Raw genomic sequence first — 23,246 nt, 5'->3', positions numbered from 1 at the left:
AACAGGACCGTGAAACGACTCCACGCCGATGATAGTGCGGATTGCCCGTGTGAAAGTAGGTAATCGTCAGGCTCCCCCTTGCAAAACAAAAACCCCACCCCGAAAAGGTGGGGTTTTTGCGTTTTCTGGCCCCGCGCGCGGTGCGCAAGTCGACTCGCGCGGCGAACCGATTCAGGCGCGCTAGAATCTCCGTCGTATTCCGCATCGTCGTTGTCATCGAGTTCTCATGCTACGTTTAAGCGAAATCAAACTGCCCCTTGATCACCCCGATTCCGCGATCAAGCCCGCTGTCATCGCGCGTCTTGCCGAAATCGGGATCGCTGCGGAGGAACTCGTCGATTTCCACGTCTTCCGGCGCGCTCATGACGCCCGCAAACGCGCCGACATCAAGCTGACGTACATCGTCGATGTCACCGTGAAGGACGAAGCGTCTGCGCTCGATCGCCTCAAGGCGCACCCGCATCCGCATTGCGGCGTGACGCCGGATATGACGTACCACTTCGTGACGCGAGCGCCCGAGCGGTCCGCGATGCTCCGACCGGTCGTCATTGGCATGGGGCCTTGCGGGCTGTTCGTCGGGCTGATTCTGGCGCAAATGGGTTTTCGGCCGATCATCCTCGAGCGCGGAAAGGCCGTGCGCGAAAGAACCAAAGACACGTGGGGACTTTGGCGGCGAAACGAACTCCAGCCGGAGTCCAATGTGCAGTTCGGGGAAGGTGGCGCCGGTACCTTCTCGGACGGAAAGCTCTATAGCCAGATCAAGGATCCGAAGCACTACGGCCGGAAAGTTCTCGACGAATTCGTCAAAGCGGGCGCGCCGGAAGACATTCTCTATTTGAGCCGCCCGCATATTGGCACCTTTCGACTCGTTAGCATGGTCGAGAAGATGCGCGCGACGATTCACCAGCTTGGTGGCGAAGTGCGTTTTCAGCAGCGCGTGGAAGACATCGACATTGACAACGGCAAGGTGCGCGGCCTGCGCCTGTCGACCGGTGAAACGCTTCGCTGCGACCACGTCGTGCTGGCCGTCGGGCATAGCGCACGCGATACCTTCGAGATGCTGCACGAACGCGGCGTTTTCATGGAAGCCAAACCGTTTTCCCTTGGCTTTCGCATTGAGCATCCGCAGGGTGTGATCGACCGTAGCCGCTTCGGCAAGTTTGCCGGCCACGAGCGCCTGGGCGCTGCCGACTACAAAGTGGTGCATCACTGCAGCAATGGACGCTCCGTCTACAGCTTTTGCATGTGTCCCGGCGGTACGGTCGTCGCGGCGACGTCCGAGCCGGGGCGCGTCGTGACGAACGGCATGAGCCAGTACTCGCGCGCGGAGCGGAATGCGAACGCGGGCATCGTCGTCGGGATCACGCCGGAGGATTATCCGGGCGGTCCTCTGGCGGGAATCGCGTTTCAGCGGAAGTGGGAAGAGCGCGCGTTCGAACTTGGCGGCGGCGATTACTGCGCGCCTGCGCAGCTCGTCGGCGATTTCATTGCCGGCCGTCCGTCGACGTCGCTCGGTTCGGTGATTCCATCGTACAAGCCGGGCGTCAAGCCGACGGATCTCAGCACGGTTCTGCCCGATTACGTGATCGAGGCGATCCGGGAAGCGTTGCCGCAGATCGACAAGAAGCTCCCCGGCTTCGCGATGCACGATGCGGTGCTAACCGGCGTCGAGACGCGCACATCTTCGCCGTTGCGCGTGCGTCGAAAGGATGACTATCAGAGCGTGAATGTCGAAGGCTTATACCCGGCAGGCGAGGGCGCGGGGTACGCGGGCGGCATCTACTCGGCGGCAATCGACGGCATCGAAGTCGCCGAGGCCGTTGCTCTGCGGATGATGGCGGAGCATTCCGCGACCGTCTAATCCAACGGCATCGTTGGTAATCGACTGGTCAGCCTCATGCGATGCAGGTCCGCCCGTCATGTTAGACGAGCTTTCAAAACACCGGACGGCTCCCGCCAAACGATGGCTGGAGCTCACGACCGCGCACCACTCGCGGAAGCCTTTCCGCGATGGTGCGCCGTCCAATTGCCACTTCTCTTGCGAAGGTCTGCGCCACGAGTAATCAAGTCACCACACCAACTTGCCACGGCACGAACTCACTCTGCCCGTACCCATGTTGCTCGCTCTTAGACGGCACGCCTGACGCGCAATCCAGCATCATCTGGAAAATCTCGTCGCCGAGCTGGTCGATGGTCGCGGTGCCGTCGATCACGCCGCCGCAATTGATATCCATGTCGTCTTCCTGCCGCTCCCACAGCGCCGTGTTCGTCGCGAGCTTGAGCGATGGCGACGGCGCGCAGCCGTAAGCCGAGCCGCGGCCGGTCGTGAAGCAGATCAGATTCGCGCCGGATGCCACCTGACCGGTCGCGGACATCGGATCGTAGCCGGGCGAATCCATGAAGACGAAGCCCTTCGCGTCGATACGCTGCGCGTACTCGTACACTTCGACGAGATTGGTCGTGCCGCCCTTAGCGACCGCACCGAGCGATTTTTCGAGAATCGTGGTCAGCCCGCCGACCTTGTTGCCCGCCGACGGGTTGTTGTCCATCGCCGCACCGTTGCGCTCGCAGTAGGTTTCCCACCACTTGATACGCGCAAGCAGCTTTTCGCCGACTTCGCGGCTCACCGCGCGGCGCGTGAGCAAATGCTCTGCGCCGTACACTTCGGGCGTTTCGGAAAGAATCGCCGTGCCGCCGTGTGCGACGAGCTTGTCGACTGCCGCGCCGAGTGCCGGATTCGCCGAGATGCCGGAGTAGCCGTCCGAGCCGCCGCACTGCAAGCCGACGATCAGATGCGACGCCGGCAACGGCTCACGCTGCACGCGATTGGCGTCCGCCAGCATTTCCTTGACCATCGCGATACCGCGTTCGATGGTTTTCCGCGTGCCACCGCTGTCCTGAATCGTGAAGCTGCGCAGGCGCTCGCCGTCCTTCAATCCGGCCGATTCCAGCACGCCGCCGATCTGATTGGTCTCGCAGCCCAAGCCGACGAACAGCACCGAATGAAAGTTCGGATGCACCGCGTAGCCGGCGAGCGTCCGGCGCAAAATGCCGAGCCCTTCGCCCTGCATGTCGATGCCGCATCCGAGTCCGTGCGTGAGCGCGATCACGCCATCGACGTTCGGATAATCCGCCAGCACTTCCGGATGCACATCGCGCCGGAAATGGTCCGCGATCGCGCGCGCGACCGTCGCCGAGCAGTTCACGCTCGTCAGCACGCCGACGAAATTGCGCGTGGCGACGCGCCCGTCGTCGCGGCGAATGCCCATGAACGTGGCCGGCGACTCGACGAACGGCGTCGGATGCTTGTCGACGCCGAACTCGTGTTCGCGCGCGAAATCGGCCATCGAGAGGTTCTGCGTGTGCACGTGCTGGCCGCGCGCAATCGCCTCTTTCGCCACGCCGATGATCTGGTTGTAGCGTTTGACGGGCTCGCCCGCCGCGATCGCGCGGGTGGCGATCTTGTGACCCGGCGGAATCAGCCCGGTGACGACGAGATCCTCCGACGCAATGCGCGCGCCGGAAAGCAACTGACGTGTCGCGATCACGACGTCGTCTTTCGGATGCAGCCGGATGACCGCATGGTCGTTGGATACGGTGGACATGATCTTTCTTAGATGGTGGAGGGTGCGCGCTTGTCGCCAACGGCGCGTTTATCCGCTTCATCGAGCGGCTCGATCTTGCCGACGATCACAAGATAGCTGAACGCGCCGAGGAAGCAAAATCCGCCCGCGACGCACAGCGGAATAACGAAGGAGCCCTTGGTGATCGAAAGCATCACGCCGGTGAACGTCGTGATGACGATGCCCGCCAGGTTCGACGCGAAGTTCTGAATGCCGCCGATCGACGCAACGTGGTCCGGCGTCGGCGCGACGTCGCTCGGGAGCGACCAGATGCTGGCAGCCGCGAACGCGAGGCTCGCGTAAGCAATGCCGAAGAACGCAAGCATCAGATAGATGTTCGACGTGAACGCCGACAACGTGATGACCGACGAGAGCAGCATGCCGCCGACCATGCAGGTCTTGCGCGCCGCGGTCAGGCTCCAGCCGCGCTTGAAGAGCGAGTCGGAGACGAAGCCGCCCAGCCAGCCGCCCGGAATCGACATGAGCGCGGGAATCGTGCCGAGCGTGCCGAGCGATTTCAGCGAGAAGCCGTGCGCCTGAACCAGATAGCTCGGGAACCACGTGATGAAGAAGTAAATCACGAAGTTAAGGCAGAAGAAGCCGAGCATCATGCCCCACAGCGTGCGGTACTTGAAAAGCGAGGCCCACGACACCTTGTTCTTCGGGGCAACCGGTTGCGGCGGCGCATCGACTTCGCCGGTGAGGTCGCCCTTCGACTTGTTCCGGTAGATCGCGAACCAACCCACGATCCACACGAAGCCGAGCAGGCCGGTGATGACGAACGACGCTTCCCAGCCGAACGAACTGATGATGAGCGCGACGACAGGAATCGACAGCGCGGAGCCGACGCGCGAGCCGCTATCGAAGATGCTGGTCGCGAAGGCGCGCTGTTCTTTCGTGAACCATTGCGACACGAGTTTTGCGCAGGACGGATACGCGCCCGCTTCGCCGATGCCGAGCATCAGCCGGCAGCCGAACATGCCGGCGACGCTCGTGGTCACCGCGGTCAGCGCCGTAAATACCGACCACCAGCCGACCGCCAGCGGAAGCGCGATGCGCGCGCCGACGCGATCGACGAACCAGCCGAACGGCATCTGCATCAGCGCGTAAGTCCAGAAGAAGCCGCTCAGAATGAAGCCCATCTCCGCCGGCCCGATGCCGAGCGCCTTTTCGATCTGAGGGGCCGCGACGGCGAGATTCGCACGGTCGATGTAATTGATGGCGATGGCCAGGAAGGCCAGAAATATTACTACCCAACGCATCTTGCGCATTTGTGTCTCCTGCTGGAAGCGGCTACGTTCGTGTCGGCGGGTCCGCCTATGCCGTGCGGCGGGCCGTGTTGATGGAATTCAGTGTGCTGTCCGCTTCTCCGGCGGACTGGCGTGGCTAATCAGTGGGGTGTCGTTCGCAATGCCTCGCGCAGTCGTTTCTGCTCGACATCGAGCTTGAGCTCGCCGGCGAGTTCGATGACCGGCTGGAAGCGCCGGGCCTTTTTCTCCTCATGATTCCGCGCGATGTCCGCGAGCCGATGCACGAGAAATGGGTTCTCGAACCGGTCGCGCACGCTCGCGAGATATTCCGTCGCAACGTCGTGCTGGCCGAGTGCGGTGAACACCGGTAACACTTCGTCACGCCAAACTGTCTCCAGCGGATCGCGGTAAGCGGGATCGCGCATGGCGTCGAGCACGGTCATGTCCGGCGCGCCGTTGCGCGTACGCCAAAGTTCGGCCAGCATCGTGTGGCCGAGGTTGAGCAGCAGCAATTTGAGCCGTTCGTAGTGCGCAAGATCGTCGGTGACGACGATATCTTCGTGCTCGCACGGCAGCACCATGCGCGGCTGCCGCTCGATGGCCCACAGCGCGTAAGGCTCGGCGATCGCGCCGACCGGAACGATCGGCTCCGATACGATACGGTCCACGAGCGAGTTGACCCAGATGCAATCGTTCGTCAGATAGCGGATGAAAGCGTCGTCCATTTGCCACCCGCGCGCGACGCCGCACACGAGGTCGCGCAGCGTGTCGCCATTGCGGGAAACCAGTTCGCAGGGCAGCAGCGTGATCGGCTCGGCGCCCGCGCGGAAGCGCGCATGCAAGAGCACCGCGAGCTTCGCGGCGAAGCCGCGCGGCGTGCCCTGGCCGTCGAGCAGATCGGCGGTGTCTTCATCGAAGAGCGCGTAGCCGGCATCGGCCGTATTCGAGACGATGACTTTCACGTCGCGCTGAATGCGTTGCAGGAGCAACGGCCAGTCTTCGTTCGCGTGCAGCGCTTCGGGGATCGAATCGCTTTCGATGGTCACGTCCACGGTCTCGTCGCCGCGCCTTCCGCGAATGCGCACGGGATAGCGTCCCGTTGCACGCAGCGCATCCGTGCGCGCGCGGCTGTCCGCGCTCGACGTGGTCTGCACGACCGTGATCTTGCCGAGCGCCTTCGATGGATCGCGCCGCGCCGCCTCGGCGACGAAGAAGTCCACGTGTGCCTGAAGAAAGCGGCTCGTGCCGAACTGAAGAATCGGATTGCTCATGATTGCGTCGCTCACGTCGTGCGGGGCATTCGCCGTGCCCGCGACGGATGGCGTAATGGGCTCGGTCCGTCCCTGTCTGGAAACGGTTCCAGCAGGATCGAAAAAAAGATGGCCACGTGGCCTTACCAGATCGCATACTAGTGGCTTCAATCGCGATTGGTCAAGCCACTTGTAAGCAGTCAATGTTCGCTGAACCGCCTGTCTACGGTGCTTTAGCGCCTCGCCTGATTACAATTCACGTTTTCCCCGAGCTTTCAGGAGTCAGCACGTGAGTGTGAAACCACCGGAGACCCGGCGTCTTTATTTGCAGATCGCCGACAAGCTGCGCGGGTTGATCGACCAGAAGGATTTCGCGCCGAACGGCCGGCTGCCTTCGGAGCGCGAGCTGGCGCAGACGCTCGGCGTGTCCCGGCCGTCCGTGCGCGAGGCGCTGGTTGCGCTCGAACTGGAAGGGCGCGTCGAGATCCGCATGGGTTCGGGCGTCTATATCAGTGCGACGCCGGCCGCGAAGCCGCCGCGCGCCGAAGCCGAACTCGGCGAGAGTCCCATCGAAATCATGAATGCGCGCAGCGTGATCGAAGGCGCGATTGCCGCGAGCGTCGCGCCGTTCGCGCGGCCGAAGGCGCTGAAGGCGCTGCGTACGGTGTACGAAACGATGGCGCGCGAAGTGGAGAACGGCCTCATACCGATGACCGCGGATCGCGCGTTTCATGTCGCGATCGCGCAGATGTCCGGCAACGACGTGCTGGTGCGGACCGTCGGCGCGCTCTACGACGAGCGGCATAGCCCGCTGTCATCGACGCTTCGGGGGCATTTCGAGGGAGAAGAAACGTGGGCGGCCGCGCTGACGGAGCACCGCGACATTCTTGAAGCGCTCGAAGCGCGCGACGCGATTCAGGCTCAGGCCGCCATGCAGCGGCACATGCGCAATTCCGCGGCACGGCTCATGACCAAACGCAAGACGTGAAGCCGGCGCGTCCTCGGAGGGCGGGCCGGCTTCAGGCGGGACGGTGCGTCAGCCAGGATAGGCTTCATCGACCTTCAAGCCGGCTAGCTTGAAGATCACGCGCAGCGTCTGCGGGGCGATGTCCCGGCGCGACGCGAGCGTCGTCAGCACGAAGTCCATCACCTTCGCGTACTTGAGCATGGTCAGGCATGTTTCGATATCGGTGGAGCCGTCGCGCATCGATTCTGCCAGGCGCAACATCTCCACGGAAATCTCGCGGGCCATTTCCAGCTCGAGTTGCTGCTTTTCGCTCCACGCAGGCATTGCGGTCAGTGCCGCGAGCATCTCCTGAAACTGCTTCTCTGCTTTTTTGTCCGGGATCGCATCCATCGCCGTCCTCTCTTGATCATGGCGCCGGCGAGTCGCATTCGCCGCGCTGTGCGTTAGGTGTTACGTAACAGAGCCACACGCGGCGACAACGAAAGCGTTGCGAAACGCGGCTTTGCTACCCAGCTTGTTGCTCCTGCCTTGTTGCATCGTCGTGCGATCTTCCGGGTCGCATCGTGTGCTGTCTGTATCAATGGCCTCATTGTCAGACGATGCACGATCCGTTCCACGGGCCTTTTCGGGCCGCGTTTGCCATCCAACCGTCAGGCGGAACAAGAGCGTCTTTGCGCTTTTGGGTAAACTTCCTCTTTTGAGACGGCAGAACCAGCGGTTAGCGCACATTCAGCGCGAACATGCCCCGCTTTTCACACTCCAGTCACTGATTACGATGGCCAAGAAGTCCACTGCCGCGTCGCCCGGCGCGTCCGATCCGCAAACCAAGCACGAAATCCGCCCAGGACAGTCCATCGAACTGCTGAAGGAACTGCACATCCTCACGCGCGACGGCAAGATGAATCAGGACAGCCGTCGAAAACTGAAGCAGGTCTACCACTTGTTTCAGTTCATCGAACCGCTTCTGGCCGATGTGCACCAGCGGCAAGGCTCCGTGTCGCTTGTCGATCACGGAGCAGGGAAGTCTTACCTGGGCTTCATTCTCTACGATCTCTTCTTCAAGACTCTGCGCGATCGGTCACACATCTATGGCATCGAGACGCGCGAGGAGCTGGTAAAAAAGTCGGAGGAATTGGCACAACGGCTCGGCTTCGATCGCATGTCCTTCCTGAATCTGTCGGTGGCCGAATCGATTCATTCCCAGCAATTGCCGGACACAGTCGATGTCGTGACCGCATTGCATGCATGCAATACCGCAACGGACGACGCCATCCATTTCGCTCTACAGAAGAAGGCCAAGTACATCGTGGTGGTGCCGTGCTGTCAGGCGGAAGTCGCGTCGGTGCTGCGCAAGAACAAGGGACACGCGCTCTCGAAGAACGTGCTGACCGAAATGTGGCGGCATCCGCTGCACACGCGCGAATTCGGGAGCCAGATCACCAATGTGCTGCGTTGCCTGCAACTCGAATCGCACGGCTATCAGGTCAGCGTGACCGAGCTCGTGGGCTGGGAACATTCGATGAAGAACGAACTGATCATTGCGCAGTTCAAGGACTTGCCGCGCGGCCGTCCGGCGCAGCGGCTTTCGGATGTGCTCGAAACGCTGGGGCTCGACGAACTCCGCGAGCGTTTCTTTACGCAGTAGTTATCGTTTGTTCATCCACGCCTTGAAGCCGTCGTGCCCGAGACGGCGCAGCGTTTCGATGTTGCGCTCGTAGATGTCCGAGGCGTCCGGAAACGCGGCGACCGCGCGATCGATGCTCGCTTCGCGCAACAGATGGAAGATGGGAAACGGGGCGCGATTCGTGTAGTTGTCGATATCGTCCGGCTCTGTGCCGTCGAACTGGTACTGCGGATGAAAGCTGGCAATCTGCAACTCGCCCGCCAACCCCAGTTCGCCGAGCAGACGTTCGGCAAAAAAGAGCGCGTCGTTGTAATCAGGGAAATTGGCGAAGGCGTCGGGCGTGATAAAAAGCGTGGTGTCGATGGCCTCCGGATCGCTCTCGTGCAATAGGCGCAATTCGTCCGCGAGTTCTACCACCACGTCTTCCACGGTTCGCGCTTCGCTCACGACATAGCGGATCTGTCCCTTCACGTGCACGCTCTTGGCGAACGGGCACAGATTGAGGCCGATGACCGCTCGCGTGAGCCAGTGCTCGGTGGCCGCGATCACTTCGTCGCGGGTGCTTCGGTCCTTCATGAGCTTTCCTGATTTCCTTGCGGGTGATTGCCTTTCTTGCATGCAGCATCAACGAGCGTGCGCGCCACCCGCGATGCCGCGCGCAGCGGCCCCGAGCCGGGGCCATAAGTCTGACTCGTCGCGTACACGCCATCGAGAAGCAGTGCCAGCGATTCTGCCAGTTCGACCGGCTGTTCCGCGCCGACCGCTTGACATTTTTCGATGAAACGCGTCATCACGTAGTGTTTGTTTCGCTCGACGAGTTGCCGCGCCGGATGCGCAGGGTCGCCGAACTCGCACGACACGTTCACGAACGGACAGCCGCGATAATCCGGCGCCGACGCCCGCTCGACGAGATCGTCGAACGCCTGCACGAGTTGTTTCGCCGGATCGCCCGGATGTTTGTCGAAGCTCGCCTCGAGCCGTTGCCGGAAGCGGTCGTCCATGCGCTCCAGATACGCGACGACGAGTTCGTCCTTCGACGCGAACCGCCGATAAAGACTCATCTTGTTGACGCCCGCACGCTCCACGACGGCATCGACGCCGACCGCGCGAACGCCTTCGCGATAAAAAAGTGCCTGCGCCGCGTCGAGTAGCTGCTCCTGCGCCGTCGCGCCGTCGGTCCGCACCTGACGGCGGGCAGGGGCTTTGGCCGGGGCGGCCGATGATCGTGTCAAAGTCGGGTCCTCGAAAACTGCTTGGGTCTTGACATGTTACCGATCAGTAACTAAGCTCGCAACTCCAATGTGACTGACCAGTAACGAAGAAAATCAACTGAGCGGAGCGGCAATGAATTGGGTAGCGAAACGGCTCGAAGGCCGCATGCACTACGGATGGGTGACGGTGGGTGTCGTGTTTCTGGTGCTGCTGGCCGCAGCCGGCACGCGCGCCACGCCGAGCGTGATGATGCTGCCGCTCGAAAAACAGCTCGGCTGGTCGCGCGGCACCATTTCACTGGCCATCTCGATCAATCTGGCGCTGTACGGCTTGACCGGCCCGTTCGCCGCCGCCGCGATGCAGCGTTTCGGCGTGCGCCCGACCTTGCTCGCCGCGCTGGCGACGCTGGCAGCGGGCGTCGGCGCTTCGGCGATGATGACCGCGCCGTGGCAAATGGTGCTGGTCTGGGGCGTGGTGGTCGGTGGCGCGACGGGCGTCGCGGCCCTGACGCTCTCGGCGACGGTCGTGAACCGCTGGTTCACGACGCATCGCGGCCTCGCCATGGGCATTCTCACGGCGAGTTCGGCCACCGGTCAGCTCGTGTTCCTGCCGTTCCTCGCATCCATTTCCGAGCACCACGGCTGGCGCCCGGTCGTGTACGTGGTCGCAGTGGCGGCGGCGGTCGTGCTGCCGCTCGTCGCGTGGCTGCTTCCCGAGCGTCCCGCCGATGTCGCGCTGCGGCCCGTCGGAGAGGCCGCCGGCACGCCGCCCGCCGCCGCTGCGGCGCATAAGAATCCGATCAAGGTGGCGTTCGGCGCGCTGTCGTCGGCGAGCAGGACACGGGATTTCTGGCTGCTCTTTTTCAGCTTCTTCGTCTGCGGCGCGAGCACGAACGGCTATGTCGGCACGCATCTGATCGCCATGTGCGCGGATTACGGCATGACGCAGGTGCAGGGCGCGACGCTGCTCGCCGCCATGGGCATCTTCGATCTCTTCGGCACCACGCTTTCGGGCTGGCTGTCCGACCGCTTCAACGCGCGCGTGCTGCTCTTCTGGTACTACGGGCTGCGCGGTCTGTCGCTGATGTATTTGCCCTATGCGTTCGGCATCGACTTCTTCGGTTTGCCGGTCTTCGCAGTGTTTTACGGCCTCGACTGGATCGCCACCGTTCCACCGACCGTGCGTCTCGCCACCGACGTGTACGGCAAGGAATCCGCGCCGATCGTGTTCGGCTGGATCGTCGCGGGGCATCAGTTGGGCGCGGCGTTCGCGGCGCTGGGCGGCGGTATGCTGCGCTCGAGCCTCGGCAGCTACACCGTCGCCACGATGATTTCCGGCGCTCTGTGCCTGGTCGCGGCAGTGGCGGTGCTGCGCATCAACCGGGCGGGGCGTGCTGCCGGCGTGGCCGCTACCTGACGCGAACGGGTGCCTGCGTGCTGCGGCGTCCTTGTTTATGCTTGATCTTTCTCACATGACAAGGAGTCACGCCATGAGTGCAAAGCCCGCTCCGACCGATATCGACATCCACGATCTGCTGGCCGGCCGCTGGAGCCCGCGCGCGTATTCGAACGAGCCGGTCGACCGCGCGCAGTTGCATCGGTTGCTGGAAGCGGCCCGCTGGGCGCCGTCGTCGAGTAATTTGCAGCCGTGGCGATTCCTCGTGTTCGACCGTCATCGCGACGAAGCGGCGTTTCAGCGCGCGTTCGACACGCTCGTGCCGTTCAACCAGAAATGGAGCGCGAACGTACCGTTGTTGATCTGCGTGGCGGCGTCCACGCTGACGCCGAAGGGCGAGCCGAATCAGGCCGCCGCCTACGACACCGGCGCGGCGGCGATGGCGCTCGTGCTTCAGGCGCACGCGCTGGACCTCGCGGCGCATCAGATGGGCGGCTTCGATCGCGACGCCTTCCGCGCGGCGTTCTCGGTGCCTGACGACGTGCAGCTGATCGCGATGATTTCGGTCGGGCATCACGGCGACGCGAGTCTGCTGGACGAAACCCTGCGCGAGAGGGAAAGCGCGCCGCGCACGCGTCGGCCGCTGGGGGAGACGGCGTTCGAGGGCGCGTGGGGGAAGGCGTTTGGTTGAGCGAGGGTGGGCGGTGATCGCCGGGCATTGCTGAGACGCCGGTTCGCTGGGCGAAAGCCTGTGCGAACGCGGAACACGCACGCGCCCACCTGTTTGAAGCGAGACGTTCGAAGGCGCGGCGGCAAAGCGTTGAGTTCAGTGCGCGCAGTCAGTGGGCGTCGGGCGTCACAGCCGAGTCTGCTAGATGAAAGCCTGTGAGAGAGGGAAACCGCGCCACACGCGTCGGCCGTTGGGCGAAATGGCGTTCGAGGGCGCGCGGGGGCGTTTGGTTGAGCGCAGGGCGGCAGTGATCGTCGGGCACTGCTGTCACGCCAGTTCGCTCGGCGAAAGCCTGTGCGAAGGCAAAACAGCGCTGACTATGCGGAAAAAGGCGTTCGGAAGCGCGCGTGCGAGGCGTTCGGTCGAGAACGCGGCGTCAGTGACCGTCGGGCATCATGGCGACGCGAGTCTGCTGGACGCGACGCTGCAAGACATAGAAAACCGCGCCGCGCATGCGTCGGCGGTTGGGTGGAGGAGGCGTTCGAAGGCGGGTGGGGCAAGGCTTTTGGTTGACTGAGGAGCGAAGTTGATCGACGGGCATTGCAAAGACGCCAGTCGGGCAGACGAAACCCTGCGCGATCGCGAAACTGCGGCGCTCGCCCGCCAAGGCCGCCTGCGAAGCGCAACAAACAAGCGTCCGGCTGCGCCCCAAACTCACTGATCATCCGCCGCCGACAACGGCCGAGCCACATCCTCGAGCGACTTTCGCTCCGCCGCGACGCCCCAAATGCCCGCGACCACCGCCGCCGCGACCATCAGCCCCGAGCCGATCAGATAACCGATGAACACCGCGCCGCGCTCGTGCGTGTCGATCAACTGTCCGAAAAGCGCCGGTCCGATGATTCCGCCGAGCGCCGTCCCGAACGCATAAAACACGGCGATCGCCAGCGCGCGGATTTCGAGCGGGAACGTCTCGCTCACCGTCAGATACGCCGAACTCGCCGCCGCCGACGCGAAGAAGAAAATGATCATCCACGCGATGGTCTGCGTGGTGACGGTGAGCATGCCTTGCGTGAACATCCACCCGCTGATCGTGAGGAGCACGCCGGACGTCGCGTACGTGAACGCGATCATCCGGCGGCGGCCGAGCACGTCGAACAGCTTGCCGAGCAGCACGGGCCCCAGGAAATTGCCGGCGGCGAACGGCAGCACGTACCAGCCGATGTGATCGCCCGGTACGTGGTAGAAGTCGGTCAGCACCAGCGCGTAGGTGAAAAATATCGCGTTGTAGAAGAACGCCTGCGCGGTCATCAGCATCAGCCCGACGAGCGAGCGCCGCCGATGCACCTTGAACAGCGTATCGGCGACTTCGCGCAGCGGCGTGTGTTCGCGCGCGTGCAGGCGCAGCGGCTTGACCGGCGTGTCGGGCACGGTCACGCCGTGCTCGCGGAAATGCGCTTCGATTTCTTCGACCACCTGCCGCGCTTCGTCTTCGCGGTTGTGCGTAATGAGCCAGCGCGGGCTCTCCGGCACCCACATGCGCATGAAGAGAATCGTGAGGCCGAGCGCCGCGCCGATCAGAAAGCAGCCGCGCCAGCCCCAGTCGGGCGGCAGCATGCCCGGATCGAGCAGCACCAGCGACCCCGCCGCGCCGATGCCCGCGCCGACCCAGAACGTGCCGTTGATCGCGAGGTCGGTCCAGCCGCGCAGCCGGGCGGGCGTGAACTCCTGAATCGTCGAATTGATCGCCGTGTATTCCCCGCCGATGCCCGCGCCCGTCAGGAACCGAAAGAGCACGAACGAGGCGAGGTCCCACGAAAACGCGGTCGCGGCGGTAGCGGCCACGTAGAGAAACAGCGTGATGAAGAACAACTTGCGCCGTCCGAGCCGGTCCGTGAGCCAGCCGAAGCCGAGCGCGCCGATCACCGCGCCTGCAATGTACGCGCTGCCGCCGAAGCCGACATCCGCGTTCGAGAAGCGCAGCACCGGACTGGTTTTCAGCGCGCTCGCGACCGCGCCGGCGAGCGTGACTTCGAGTCCGTCGAGCAGCCAGGTGACGCCGAGCGCCAAGACAATCAGCGTATGAAAGCGGCCCCACGGCAGACGGTCGAGCCGGCCGGGCAAATCTGTCTCGATAATGCCGGATCGCTGACCTGAAGGGGCTGTCGAACGGGTGTCTTCAGGTGCGCTGGTTTCGTTCATGGCGTCCGGTTGTCGGCGGTTGAGCGACGCACAGGCCCGAGCAAGCTGCATTCCGCTTTCTTCGGCTCAACCGTATAGGCGATCTTTAACGCGTGAAAGATTGATGACCCATGCGTCGCCGTGGTACAAACCCCGTCCACGTTTTTTGATACGCGGCGTTGCCTCGTAACGCCGCCGCGAATCCCATGACCTATTGCGCGATCGATTTCGGCACGTCGAACTCTGCTGTCGCCCTGCCCGATGGCCTGCGCATGCGGCTCGCGCCCGTCGAAGGCGACGCGACCACGCTGCCGACCGCCGTCTTCTTCAACACCGACGAGAACGAGCAGTCGTATGGCCGGGCGGCGCTGAAGGCGTACATCGACGGCTTCGACGGCCGTCTGATGCGCTCGATGAAGAGCATTCTCGGCTCGCCGCTCGCGGACAACGTCACCGACCTCGGCGACGGCTCGGCCATCAAATACACCGACGTCATCACGCTCTTCCTCCAGCACCTCAAGCAGAAGGCGCAGGCGGTGGCGCCCGATCCACTGACCCGCGCCGTGCTGGGCCGGCCGGTGTTTTTCGTCGACGACGACCCGCGCGCCGACCGCATGGCGCAGCAGCAACTCGAGGCGTGCGCGCACGCGGTCGGTTTCCGCGAGATTCACTTCCAGTTCGAACCGATCGCCGCGGCCTTCGACTACGAAGCGCGTCTCACGCAAGAAGGACTCGTGCTCGTGGCGGACATCGGCGGCGGCACGTCGGACTTTTCGCTCGTGCGTGTGGGGCCGGAGCGGGCGCGCCAACTGGATCGCAAAAGCGATGTGCTCGCGCATCATGGCGTTCACGTGGCCGGCACGGATTTCGACCGTCGCGTCGAACTCGCGACCATTCTCCGGCAGCTCGGCTATCAGGCGCTCGATCCGCAGGGCCGCGAAGTGCCGAACCGCGTCTACTTCGACCTCGCGACGTGGCATCTCATCAACACCGTCTACACGCCGAAGCGCGTGGGCGAATTGCAGCTGATGCGTCATCTGTACGTCGATCCGCGTCATCACGACCGGCTGATGCGCGTGGTCGACCGCCGGCTGGGGCACGCGCTCACCGCGCACGCCGAAGAAGCGAAGATCGACGTGTCGGCGGGCGGCGCGACCGAGATCGACATGGAGGAAATCGAGGAGGCGCTGCGCGTGCCGTTCGACGAGCAGCAACTGATCGAGGCGGGAAAAGACGAAACGCGGCGCATCGTGGAAGCGGCGCTGGAGACGGTGAAGCGCGCGGGCGTCGACGCGGCGGATGTCGGCGCGATCTATTTCACCGGCGGCACGACCGGCCTGCGCTTTCTTTCGGAGGCGCTCGCGGCGGCGTTCCCGGCGGCGCAGCCCGTGTTCGGCGATCGGCTGGCGAGCGTGGCCACCGGCCTCGGCATCTACGCGCAGCGCGTGTTCGGCTGATTTTCGCCTGATGATTCAAGTCGCCCAAAGCAAAAACCCCGCGAATGCGGGGTTTTTTTCGATCGAGCGGGTCTTAGACCGGCTTGATGTTTGCAGCTTGCTTGCCCTTCGGGCCGGTCTTGACTTCGTAGCTGACCTTCTGGTTTTCCTGAAGCGTCTTGAAGCCTTCGATGCGGATTTCCGAGAAGTGCGCGAACAGATCTTCGCCGCCGCCATCCGGGGTGATGAAGCCAAAGCCCTTTGCGTCATTGAACCACTTGACGGTACCGGTTTCCATATTACTTATTCCAAAAAATTTGATGATTAAGGCCGAAGCCAGGGGTGCATGAAAATCAAGGAAGGGGCAATGGGACCAACCGGAGTACCGTGATGGCGAACTACGAAAGAACCACTTCACTCGCCACTTGAAATCCTGCAAGAAGGGTTATACGGCGAAACCATTTCGCGGTCAAATAATATCCGACCAGTCTGAAGGGATTTTTTGAGACACGATCCGATCGCTTTCGCACGACGCGTTTCTCCACTGTCAGCAGCCCGTCACACCGCCCAGAAATGCTGAATTCTGAGCCACCCGGCTGCAATCGAAAGGTGCAACCGTTAAACTACGCGCCTCGTCAAGAGGGGTTGCACCAGCGTCGCCGTGTCGCCGGCACTCATACCGGCACCCCGGCGAATGCGGCCGCTTAGCCGTGTTCGACCTCGCGTGCGACGCGAGACATTGGAGAAGATCGTGAAGAGTTCGATACAAAGAAATATCGGGCCGTTGGCGTTGATGCTGACCGGCCTGGGATCCATCATCGGTTCGGGCTGGCTGTTCGGGGCGTGGAAAGCGTCGCAGATCGCCGGGCCTGCCGCCATCTGCGCGTGGGTGATCGGTGCGGTCGTTATTCTGGCGATTGCGCTGACGTACGCGGAGCTGGGCGCCATGTTTCCGGAATCGGGCGGCATGGTCCGTTACGCGCGCTACTCGCATGGCGCGCTCGTCGGCTTCATCGCGGCGTGGGCCAACTGGATCGCCATCGTTTCGGTGATCCCCATCGAGGCCGAAGCGTCCATTCAGTACATGAGCACGTGGCCGTACGACTGGGCGCACGCGCTCTTCGTCAACGAGACGCTCACCACGAGCGGGCTCGCGCTGTCCGCGCTGCTCGTCATCGTCTACTTCATGCTGAATTACTGGGGCGTGAAGGTGTTCGCGCGGGCGAACACGGCCATCACCATCTTCAAGTTCCTGATTCCCGGCGCGACCATCGCGGGCCTCATCTTCAGCGGCTTTCACTCGGACAACTTCGGTACGGTGTCGAGCTTCGCGCCCTATGGCTGGCCTGCCGTGCTGACGGCGGTTGCGACGAGCGGCATCGTGTTCAGCTTCAACGGCTTTCAGAGCCCGGTGAATCTGGCCGGCGAAGCGCGCAACCCCGCGCGCAGCGTGCCCTTCGCCGTGGTCGGCTCGATTCTGATCGCGCTCGTGATCTACGTGCTGCTTCAGATTGCGTACATCGGCGCGGTGAACCCGAGCGACGTCATGCAGGGCTGGAAGCACTTCCACTTCGCGTCGCCGTTCGCGGAACTGGCGATTGCGCTCAACCTGAACTGGCTCGCTGTGCTGCTCTACATCGACGCGTTCGTGAGCCCGAGCGGCACCGGCACCACGTACATGGCGACGACCACGCGCATGATCTACGCGATGGAGCGCAACAACACGATGCCGAAGATGTTCGGCAACGTGCATCCGTTCTACGGCGTGCCGCGTCCGGCCATGTGGTTCAACCTGATCGTCGCGTTCATCTTCATGTTCTTCTTCCGCGGCTGGGGCACGCTGGCGGCGGTCATCTCGGTGGCGACGGTCATTTCGTACCTCACCGGCCCGATCAGCCTGATGGCGCTGCGCCGTTCCGCTCCGGATCTGGAACGCCCGCTGAAGTTGCCGATGATGGGCGTGATCGCGCCGTTCGCATTCGTGTGCGCGTCGCTCGTGCTTTACTGGGCGAAGTGGCCGCTGACGGGACACATCATTCTGCTGATGGTGGTTGCCTTGCCCGTGTATTTCTACTTTCAGAGCAAGACGGGCTTCGCCGGCTGGGGCCGCGACCTGAAGGCGGCGTGGTGGCTGATCGGCTATCTGCCGTCGATGGCCGTGCTGTCGCTCATCGGCAGCAAGCAGTTCGGCGGCAGTGGCCTGTTGCCGTATGGCTGGGACATGGCCGTGGTCGCCGTCATGTCGCTGCTGTATTACTACTGGGGCGTGCACACCGGTTATCGCTCTGAGTATCTGGACGAGCGCGAAAGCCGCGACGACATCCTGCACGAAATCGGCGCCTAAAGCGTCACCTAAAGCGTCACCTAAAGCGTCATCCGCTGCAGTAAAACGAAGCCCGCCTGGACCAACGTTCAGGCGGGCTTCGTCGTTTCTGGGCCGGATCAAGCGTCCGCGAAAACGTAGTTGGTCATCGCCAGCGCGCGCTGGAACGTGCCGAGCGACTGGATGCGCAGGTCGTAATCGTCCGCCGCCGCGCCGATCGCGCCGAAGACGGGCAGCAGATGTTCGTCCGTCGGATGCATCAGCGCGGCGTGCGGCGCGCGGGCGCGATAGTCGAGCAGCGCGTCGATGTCCCGCGCTTTCAGCCGCGACTCGAACCAGTCGGTGAACTCGACCACGCGCGGATCGGCGTCTTCCGGCCGCGCGCCGAAATCCGCCATGCGCAGATTGTGCGTAATTTGCCCGGAACCGACGATCATTACGCCGTCATCGCGCAGATCACGCAGCGCCCGGCCGACGCGAAAGTGATGCGCGGCGTCCAGGCGCGGCTGAATGGAAAGCTGCGCGACCGGCACGGCGGCATCCGGGAACATCAGCAGCAATGGCACCCACGCGCCATGGTCGAGTCCGTGGACCGCCGTTGCGCTCGGCACGCCGTGAGCCGCAAGCAACGCGGCGGCGCGTTCCGCAACCTCCGGCGCGCCCGGCGCCGGGTAGCGCAGTTCGTACAGCGCGGGCGGAAAGCCGTAGAAATCGTGGATGGTGTCGGGCCGCGCAGCGACGCTCGCCACCGGTTGCGCCGTGCCCCAGTGCGCGGACAGTACGAGAATCGCGCGAGGCTTCGGCAGCGTCGCGGCGAGCGCGGCGAATTCGGCGGAAGGCATGGCCGGATCGATCGGCAGCGTCGGCGCGCCGTGGGAGATGAAGACGGTCGGTAGTCGGCTCATGGCAGCAGCCTCGGAGGATGAGATGCCACCAATGTATAGCCAGCCGCAACGAAGATAAACGGCGGCCGGGGCAACGGATTATGTCCGCCCCGTTGGCAATCAGTCGCTCGCGCCGCCCATGCCCGACCACGCGGCTGCGATCGGCTGCGTCACGCCGAACAAATCGATGACGCGCGCGACGGTGTGATCGACCATTTCGTCGATGCTCGCGGGCTTTTGATAGAACGCCGGAAGCGGCGGAAAAATGACGCCGCCCATTTCGGTAACGGCCGTCATATTGCGCAGATGCGCGAGATTGAACGGCGTCTCGCGCACGAGCAGCACAAGCCGGCGGCGTTCCTTGAGCACGACATCGGCGGCGCGGGTGACGAGGTTGTCGGAGAGGCCGTGCGCGATGCTCGCGAGCGTGCGCATGGAGCAGGGCGCGACGATCATGCCGTCCGTCGCGAAGGAACCCGAGGCGATGCTCGCGCCGACATCGCGCACGTTATGCACGACGTCCGCGAGCGCATTGACGGCGGCTTTGTCGAGATCGAGTTCGTGCTGGACGTTGAGCCAGCCCGCGCTCGACACGAGCAGATGCGTTTCCACGCCGCCCAGCCGGCGCAGCGTCTCGAGCAGACGTACGCCGTAGATGGCGCCCGTTGCCCCGGTGATCGCGACGATCAGCCGTCGCTTGGCAGCAGCAGGCGCACTCACTTGCAATGCGACTTTAAGCGGCGGCGAACAGTTGCTGCAACTCGCCCGACTGATACATCTCCATCATGATGTCCGAGCCGCCGATGAACTCGCCGTTCACGTAAAGCTGCGGAATGGTCGGCCAGTTGGAAAATTCCTTGATGCCCTGGCGAATGGCGTCGTCTTCGAGAACGTTCACCGTCGTGATCTGATCGACGCCGCACGCCTTCAGCACCTGAATGGCGCGGCCCGAGAAGCCGCACATCGGGAATTGCGCGGTGCCTTTCATGAAAAGGACGACCCGGTTCTGATCGACGATCTGCTTGATGCGTTCTTGCGTTTCCATGGCGTTCCTGCGAAGAAGGTAAGTCTCGAAATGATAGCGGATTTCGCCTGTCCGGGCGCTCGCTCAGGCCGGCGCGAGGCCGCCGCTGATCCGTTCGATGCCCGCGAGATCGCGCAGCGAACGCACGGCGGTGAAGCCGCGCGCGGACAGCAACTGGCGCACGGCGTCGGCCTGATCGTAGCCGTGCTCGATCCACAGCGCGCCGGTCGGCGCGAGCAGCAAAGGCGCCGTCTCGACGATGACGCGAATCGCCGAAAGCCCGTCGGCCTCGTCGGTGAGCGCGCCGCGCGGCTCGAAGCGCAGGTCGCCTTGCGCGAGATGCGGATCGTCGCACGCGATATACGGCGGATTACTGACGATCGCATCGAAGCGCAGCGATGCATCGACGTTCGCGGTCCAGTCGCTTTCGATGAACGTGAGCGCGCCGCCCGCGCGTGCGGGATCGAGCAGCCGATCGGCATTGCGCCGGGCGACATCGAGCGCGGCGGGCGAGCGGTCCACGGCGAAGACGCGCGCATCGGGCCGCGCGTGAGCGATTGCAATGGCGATGGCGCCGGTTCCGGTGCCGAGATCGAGCACGCGGGCATTCGGCGTCCCGGCGATGGCGTCGAGCGCCGTTTCGACCAGCAATTCGGTTTCCGGACGCGGAATCAGCACGTCGGGCGTCACGTCGAAATCGAGGCCGAAAAATTCGCGCTTGCCCGTCAGTTGCGCGATCGGTTCGCCCGCGCCGCGCCGCGCCGCGAGCGCCTCGAACCGCGCGACGGCCGTCGCATCGAGCGTTTCGGCATCGCGCGTGATCAGTTCCGTGCGCCGCCAGCCGAGCACATGCGTCAGCAGCACGCGCGTCTCCAGCGCCGGCAGCGGCGAGGCGCGCAGCAAGTCCGTCGCGGTCGTCACTCCGCTTCCCCGAGCGCCGCGAGCAGTTCCGCCTGATGCTCGGACACGAGCGCGCCGATCAGTTCGTCCAGATCGCCGTCCATGATGTATTCGAGCTTGTAGAGCGTCAGATTGATGCGGTGATCCGTCATGCGCCCTTGCGGGAAGTTGTACGTGCGAATGCGCTCGGAACGGTCGCCCGAACCGATCAGGCTCTTGCGCGTCGCGGCTTCCTTCGCGTGCTGCTCGTGATACTGCTTGTCCTTGATGCGCGCGGCGAGCACCTTCAGCGCGCGATCCTTGTTCTTGTGCTGCGAGCGGTCGTCCTGACATTCGACGACGATGCCCGTCGGCAAGTGCGTGACGCGCACGGCCGAATCCGTCTTGTTGATGTGCTGCCCGCCCGCGCCCGACGCGCGGAACGTGTCGATACGCAAATCCGCAGGATTGATGACGACTTCGCTGATTTCATCGGCTTCCGGCATGACCGCGACCGTGCAGGCGGACGTGTGGATGCGCCCCTGCGTTTCCGTCGCCGGCACGCGCTGCACGCGATGCCCGCCGGATTCGAACTTGAGCCGCGAATACGCGCCTTGTCCCGCTATCCGCACGATCACTTCCTTATAGCCGCCGAGATCCGAGACGCTTTCGGACATCGTCTCGGCGGTCCAGCGATTGCGTTCCGCGTAGCGCAGATACATGCGCAGCAGATCGCCCGCGAACAGCGCCGATTCGTCGCCGCCCGTGCCCGCGCGTATTTCGATGAAGATATTGCGTTCGTCGTTCGGGTCCTTCGGCAGCAGCATCGTCTGCAGATCGCTTTCGATCTTCGCCATGCGCTCGCGCGCCTCGCCTATTTCCTCTTCGGCGAAATCGCGCATCGAAGGGTCGGCGAGCAGTTCCTGCGCGGTGGCTTCGTCGGTGAGCGCCTGACGCCAGAGCGCGTATTGCTCGACGATCGGGCTGATTTCCGCGTGCTCGCGCGTGAGCTTGCGGTACTGGTCCATGTCGGACGTCACGTCTTCACGACTCAGCAGTTCGTTGAGATCGACCTGCCGTTTTGCAAGCTGGTCGAGCTTGCTTTGCATGCTGGTTTTCATCGGGCGGGAATGACGCGCTGGGGCGTCAGGAAAAACTGCAATCGGAGAAGCCGCCGCGCATTAGACGCGGAGCATTCGAGAGTAGCAAAGAGACGGCCGCTAACGGTCCGATGAATCGCTGCCAGCGCCGCCGTGGCGGTAGAAGCCGCTCATCAGATCGATGAGCTGGTCGCGCTCTTCGCGGCTCGCGCGGTTGAGCGCGTGCGTGGGGCCGTGAATGAGCTTGTTCGTGAGGGATTGCGACAGCGCCTCGAGCACGGCGGCCGGATCGTCGCCGCGCGCGAGCAGCTTGCGGGCGCGTTCGACTTCGGCGCGGCGCAGCGCGTCGGCCTGCGTGTGCATGTGGCGGATGACCGGCACGATGCTGCGCGCATCCAGCCACTGCATGAAATTGGCGACGCGCGTTTCGATGATCGCTTCGGCCTGCGCGACCGCCGCTTGCCGCGACGCATTGCCTTCGCGGACGATGGCGCCGAGGTCATCGACGGTATAGAGGAAGACGTCCTGCAGATTGCCGACTTCCGGCTCGATATCGCGCGGCACGGCGAGATCGACCATGAAGATCGGCCGATGCCGCCGCGCGCGCACCGCGCGCTCGACCGCGCCGAGACCGATGATCGGCAGCGTGGACGCCGTGCACGACACGATGATGTCGAACTCGTGCATGCGCGTGGGCAGCTCGGAGAGCGGAATCGCGCGGCCGTTGAAACGCTCCGCGAGCTTCTCGCCGCGTTCGGCGGTGCGGTTCGCGACGACGAGTTCGCGCGGATTTTGCGCCGCGAAGTGCGTGGCGCAAAGCTCGATCATCTCGCCCGCGCCGATGAACAGCACGCGCTGGCTCGAAATGTCTTCGAAGATGCGCTCGGCGAGGCGCACGGCGGCGGCGGCCATCGAGACGGATTGCGCGCCGATCTCGGTCGTCGAGCGCACTTCCTTCGCGACCGCGAACGTCCGCTGAAAAAGCTGGTTCAGATACGTGCCCAGCGCGCCTGCTTCCGACGCGGTGCGCACGGCGTCCTTCATCTGACCGACGATCTGCGTTTCACCGAGCACCATCGAATCCAGACCGGACGCGACGCGGAAGGCGTGGCGCACGGCTTCGGACTGCGGCAGCGCGTAGACGTGCGGCGCGAGTTCCGAGACCGGCAGATTGTGGTACTTCGACAGCCACTGGATGGCGGCGTCGCGCGCGGCGGTGTCGTCCGTCGCGCAGTAGAGTTCGGTGCGGTTGCAGGTGGACAGAATGGCCGCTTCGGGCGACGCCTTCGCGAGCGGGCCGAGCCAGACGTCCTTCAGCGCGGAGAGCGCGGGCTTGAGCTGTTCGAGCGGAAACGCCACGCGTTCGCGCAAGGCGACAGGCGCAGTGTGGTGATTGATTCCGATCGTGAGGAGCTGCATGTAGTTATG

21 protein-coding genes are annotated in these 23,246 nt (G+C 63.8%); 7 read left to right on the top strand and 14 right to left on the bottom strand.

Annotated features, from left to right (window positions below; all coding sequences use genetic code 11):
- Positions 1–226: 226 nt before the first annotated feature.
- Complete coding sequence (locus NCR35_RS13695) at positions 227–1,861, top strand: NAD(P)/FAD-dependent oxidoreductase (protein WP_250534771.1); 1,635 nt, start codon at positions 227–229, stop codon at positions 1,859–1,861.
- A 202-nt stretch (positions 1,862–2,063) separates the two neighbouring features.
- Here NCR35_RS13695 and NCR35_RS13690 read toward each other — a convergent pair whose 3' ends face one another.
- The 3 genes from NCR35_RS13690 to NCR35_RS13680 all read right to left on the bottom strand — a co-directional run bounded on the left by NCR35_RS13690 (position 2,064) and on the right by NCR35_RS13680 (position 6,144).
- A complete protein-coding gene (locus NCR35_RS13690) occupies positions 2,064–3,605 on the bottom strand; it encodes a UxaA family hydrolase (RefSeq protein ID WP_244847334.1) in 1,542 nt (513 codons plus the stop codon).
- Between the two features lie 8 nt (positions 3,606–3,613).
- Complete coding sequence (locus NCR35_RS13685; RefSeq protein ID WP_250534770.1) at positions 3,614–4,894, bottom strand: MFS transporter; 1,281 nt, start codon at positions 4,892–4,894, stop codon at positions 3,614–3,616.
- Between the two features lie 119 nt (positions 4,895–5,013).
- The gene (locus NCR35_RS13680; RefSeq protein ID WP_250534769.1) at positions 5,014–6,144 is read right to left on the bottom strand and encodes a mannitol dehydrogenase family protein; all 1,131 of its coding nucleotides are present in this window, start codon (positions 6,142–6,144) and stop codon (positions 5,014–5,016) included.
- Between the two features lie 268 nt (positions 6,145–6,412).
- On the opposite strand from NCR35_RS13680, the gene NCR35_RS13675 reads away from it, so the two are divergent.
- Positions 6,413–7,111 carry a FadR/GntR family transcriptional regulator gene (locus NCR35_RS13675; RefSeq protein ID WP_350029201.1) on the top strand — a complete coding sequence of 233 codons (699 nt, stop codon included), beginning with the start codon at positions 6,413–6,415 and terminating at the stop codon, positions 7,109–7,111.
- 48 nt (positions 7,112–7,159) lie between these two features.
- On the opposite strand, the gene NCR35_RS13670 is transcribed toward NCR35_RS13675, so the two are convergent.
- Positions 7,160–7,480: a hypothetical protein gene (locus NCR35_RS13670; RefSeq protein WP_061125643.1), complete on the bottom strand. Its 321-nt coding sequence runs from the start codon at positions 7,478–7,480 to the stop codon at positions 7,160–7,162.
- A gap of 385 nt (positions 7,481–7,865) precedes the next feature.
- On the opposite strand from NCR35_RS13670, the gene NCR35_RS13665 reads away from it, so the two are divergent.
- Positions 7,866–8,735 (top strand): class I SAM-dependent methyltransferase, encoded by an 870-nt coding sequence (locus NCR35_RS13665; RefSeq protein ID WP_250534768.1) that lies wholly within the window; start codon positions 7,866–7,868, stop codon positions 8,733–8,735.
- Here the strand turns inward: NCR35_RS13665 and NCR35_RS13660 are convergent, their stop codons facing one another.
- Positions 8,736–9,290, bottom strand: coding sequence for a DUF1415 domain-containing protein (locus NCR35_RS13660; RefSeq protein WP_250534767.1), 555 nt, complete (start codon positions 9,288–9,290; stop codon positions 8,736–8,738).
- A complete protein-coding gene (locus tag NCR35_RS13655) occupies positions 9,287–9,946 on the bottom strand; it encodes a TetR/AcrR family transcriptional regulator (RefSeq protein WP_250534766.1) in 660 nt (219 codons plus the stop codon). The genes NCR35_RS13660 and NCR35_RS13655 overlap by 4 nt, the downstream gene beginning before the upstream one ends.
- A gap of 112 nt (positions 9,947–10,058) precedes the next feature.
- On the opposite strand from NCR35_RS13655, the gene NCR35_RS13650 reads away from it, so the two are divergent.
- Positions 10,059–11,342, top strand: a complete 1,284-nt coding sequence (locus NCR35_RS13650) for an MFS transporter (protein ID WP_250534765.1) — start codon at positions 10,059–10,061, stop codon at positions 11,340–11,342.
- Between the two features lie 73 nt (positions 11,343–11,415).
- Positions 11,416–12,012 carry a nitroreductase family protein gene (locus NCR35_RS13645; RefSeq protein WP_250534764.1) on the top strand — a complete coding sequence of 199 codons (597 nt, stop codon included), beginning with the start codon at positions 11,416–11,418 and terminating at the stop codon, positions 12,010–12,012.
- A gap of 693 nt (positions 12,013–12,705) precedes the next feature.
- Here the strand turns inward: NCR35_RS13645 and NCR35_RS13640 are convergent.
- Positions 12,706–14,193: an MFS transporter gene (locus NCR35_RS13640; RefSeq protein ID WP_250534763.1), complete on the bottom strand. Its 1,488-nt coding sequence runs from the start codon at positions 14,191–14,193 to the stop codon at positions 12,706–12,708.
- 185 nt (positions 14,194–14,378) lie between these two features.
- On the opposite strand from NCR35_RS13640, the gene NCR35_RS13635 reads away from it, so the two are divergent.
- Complete coding sequence (locus tag NCR35_RS13635) at positions 14,379–15,629, top strand: Hsp70 family protein (RefSeq protein ID WP_250534762.1); 1,251 nt, start codon at positions 14,379–14,381, stop codon at positions 15,627–15,629.
- A 73-nt stretch (positions 15,630–15,702) separates the two neighbouring features.
- On the opposite strand, the gene NCR35_RS13630 is transcribed toward NCR35_RS13635, so the two are convergent.
- A complete protein-coding gene (locus NCR35_RS13630; RefSeq protein WP_007000074.1) occupies positions 15,703–15,906 on the bottom strand; it encodes a cold-shock protein in 204 nt (67 codons plus the stop codon).
- 453 nt (positions 15,907–16,359) lie between these two features.
- Here NCR35_RS13630 and NCR35_RS13625 point away from each other — a divergent pair, with 453 nt between their 5' ends.
- Positions 16,360–17,952, top strand: coding sequence for an APC family permease (locus tag NCR35_RS13625; protein WP_250534761.1), 1,593 nt, complete (start codon positions 16,360–16,362; stop codon positions 17,950–17,952).
- Between the two features lie 98 nt (positions 17,953–18,050).
- Here NCR35_RS13625 and NCR35_RS13620 read toward each other — a convergent pair whose 3' ends face one another.
- The 6 genes from NCR35_RS13620 to hemA all read right to left on the bottom strand — a co-directional run bounded on the left by NCR35_RS13620 (position 18,051) and on the right by hemA (position 23,237).
- Positions 18,051–18,836, bottom strand: coding sequence for a DODA-type extradiol aromatic ring-opening family dioxygenase (locus NCR35_RS13620; RefSeq protein WP_250534760.1), 786 nt, complete (start codon positions 18,834–18,836; stop codon positions 18,051–18,053).
- A gap of 99 nt (positions 18,837–18,935) precedes the next feature.
- Entirely contained in the window at positions 18,936–19,535 is a 600-nt protein-coding gene (locus NCR35_RS13615; protein ID WP_250534759.1) for a UbiX family flavin prenyltransferase, read from the bottom strand.
- 13 nt (positions 19,536–19,548) lie between these two features.
- The gene (grxD, locus tag NCR35_RS13610; RefSeq protein WP_250534758.1) at positions 19,549–19,860 is read right to left on the bottom strand and encodes a Grx4 family monothiol glutaredoxin; all 312 of its coding nucleotides are present in this window, start codon (positions 19,858–19,860) and stop codon (positions 19,549–19,551) included.
- A gap of 63 nt (positions 19,861–19,923) precedes the next feature.
- On the bottom strand, positions 19,924–20,760 hold the full coding sequence (gene prmC, locus NCR35_RS13605) for a peptide chain release factor N(5)-glutamine methyltransferase (RefSeq protein WP_250534757.1): 837 nt from the start codon (positions 20,758–20,760) through the stop codon (positions 19,924–19,926).
- Positions 20,757–21,839 (bottom strand): peptide chain release factor 1, encoded by a 1,083-nt coding sequence (prfA, locus tag NCR35_RS13600; RefSeq protein ID WP_175946602.1) that lies wholly within the window; start codon positions 21,837–21,839, stop codon positions 20,757–20,759. The genes prmC and prfA overlap by 4 nt, the downstream gene beginning before the upstream one ends.
- Before the next feature lie 99 nt (positions 21,840–21,938).
- Positions 21,939–23,237, bottom strand: a complete 1,299-nt coding sequence (gene hemA, locus NCR35_RS13595) for a glutamyl-tRNA reductase (protein WP_250534756.1) — start codon at positions 23,235–23,237, stop codon at positions 21,939–21,941.
- Positions 23,238–23,246: the final 9 nt, after the last annotated feature.

This window comes from Caballeronia sp. AZ10_KS36 (assembly GCF_023631105.1).
GTDB lineage: Bacteria > Pseudomonadota > Gammaproteobacteria > Burkholderiales > Burkholderiaceae > Caballeronia.
The sequence above is the reverse complement of the archived record's forward strand: the minus strand, read 5'-3'. Positions and strand labels throughout refer to the sequence as shown.

Coding starts and splice junctions, on each gene's coding strand:
- NCR35_RS13650 (WP_250534765.1), top strand. CDS start 10,059: ATGAATTGGGTAGCGAAACGGCTCGAAGGCCGCATGCACTACGGATGG.
- NCR35_RS13645 (WP_250534764.1), top strand. CDS start 11,416: ATGAGTGCAAAGCCCGCTCCGACCGATATCGACATCCACGATCTGCTG.
- prfA (WP_175946602.1), bottom strand. CDS start 21,839: ATGAAAACCAGCATGCAAAGCAAGCTCGACCAGCTTGCAAAACGGCAG.
- NCR35_RS13670 (WP_061125643.1), bottom strand. CDS start 7,480: ATGGATGCGATCCCGGACAAAAAAGCAGAGAAGCAGTTTCAGGAGATG.
- grxD (WP_250534758.1), bottom strand. CDS start 19,860: ATGGAAACGCAAGAACGCATCAAGCAGATCGTCGATCAGAACCGGGTC.
- NCR35_RS13620 (WP_250534760.1), bottom strand. CDS start 18,836: ATGAGCCGACTACCGACCGTCTTCATCTCCCACGGCGCGCCGACGCTG.
- NCR35_RS13695 (WP_250534771.1), top strand. CDS start 227: ATGCTACGTTTAAGCGAAATCAAACTGCCCCTTGATCACCCCGATTCC.
- NCR35_RS13635 (WP_250534762.1), top strand. CDS start 14,379: ATGACCTATTGCGCGATCGATTTCGGCACGTCGAACTCTGCTGTCGCC.
- NCR35_RS13680 (WP_250534769.1), bottom strand. CDS start 6,144: ATGAGCAATCCGATTCTTCAGTTCGGCACGAGCCGCTTTCTTCAGGCA.
- NCR35_RS13685 (WP_250534770.1), bottom strand. CDS start 4,894: ATGCGCAAGATGCGTTGGGTAGTAATATTTCTGGCCTTCCTGGCCATC.
- NCR35_RS13665 (WP_250534768.1), top strand. CDS start 7,866: ATGGCCAAGAAGTCCACTGCCGCGTCGCCCGGCGCGTCCGATCCGCAA.
- NCR35_RS13630 (WP_007000074.1), bottom strand. CDS start 15,906: ATGGAAACCGGTACCGTCAAGTGGTTCAATGACGCAAAGGGCTTTGGC.
- hemA (WP_250534756.1), bottom strand. CDS start 23,237: ATGCAGCTCCTCACGATCGGAATCAATCACCACACTGCGCCTGTCGCC.
- NCR35_RS13660 (WP_250534767.1), bottom strand. CDS start 9,290: ATGAAGGACCGAAGCACCCGCGACGAAGTGATCGCGGCCACCGAGCAC.
- NCR35_RS13640 (WP_250534763.1), bottom strand. CDS start 14,193: ATGAACGAAACCAGCGCACCTGAAGACACCCGTTCGACAGCCCCTTCA.
- NCR35_RS13690 (WP_244847334.1), bottom strand. CDS start 3,605: ATGTCCACCGTATCCAACGACCATGCGGTCATCCGGCTGCATCCGAAA.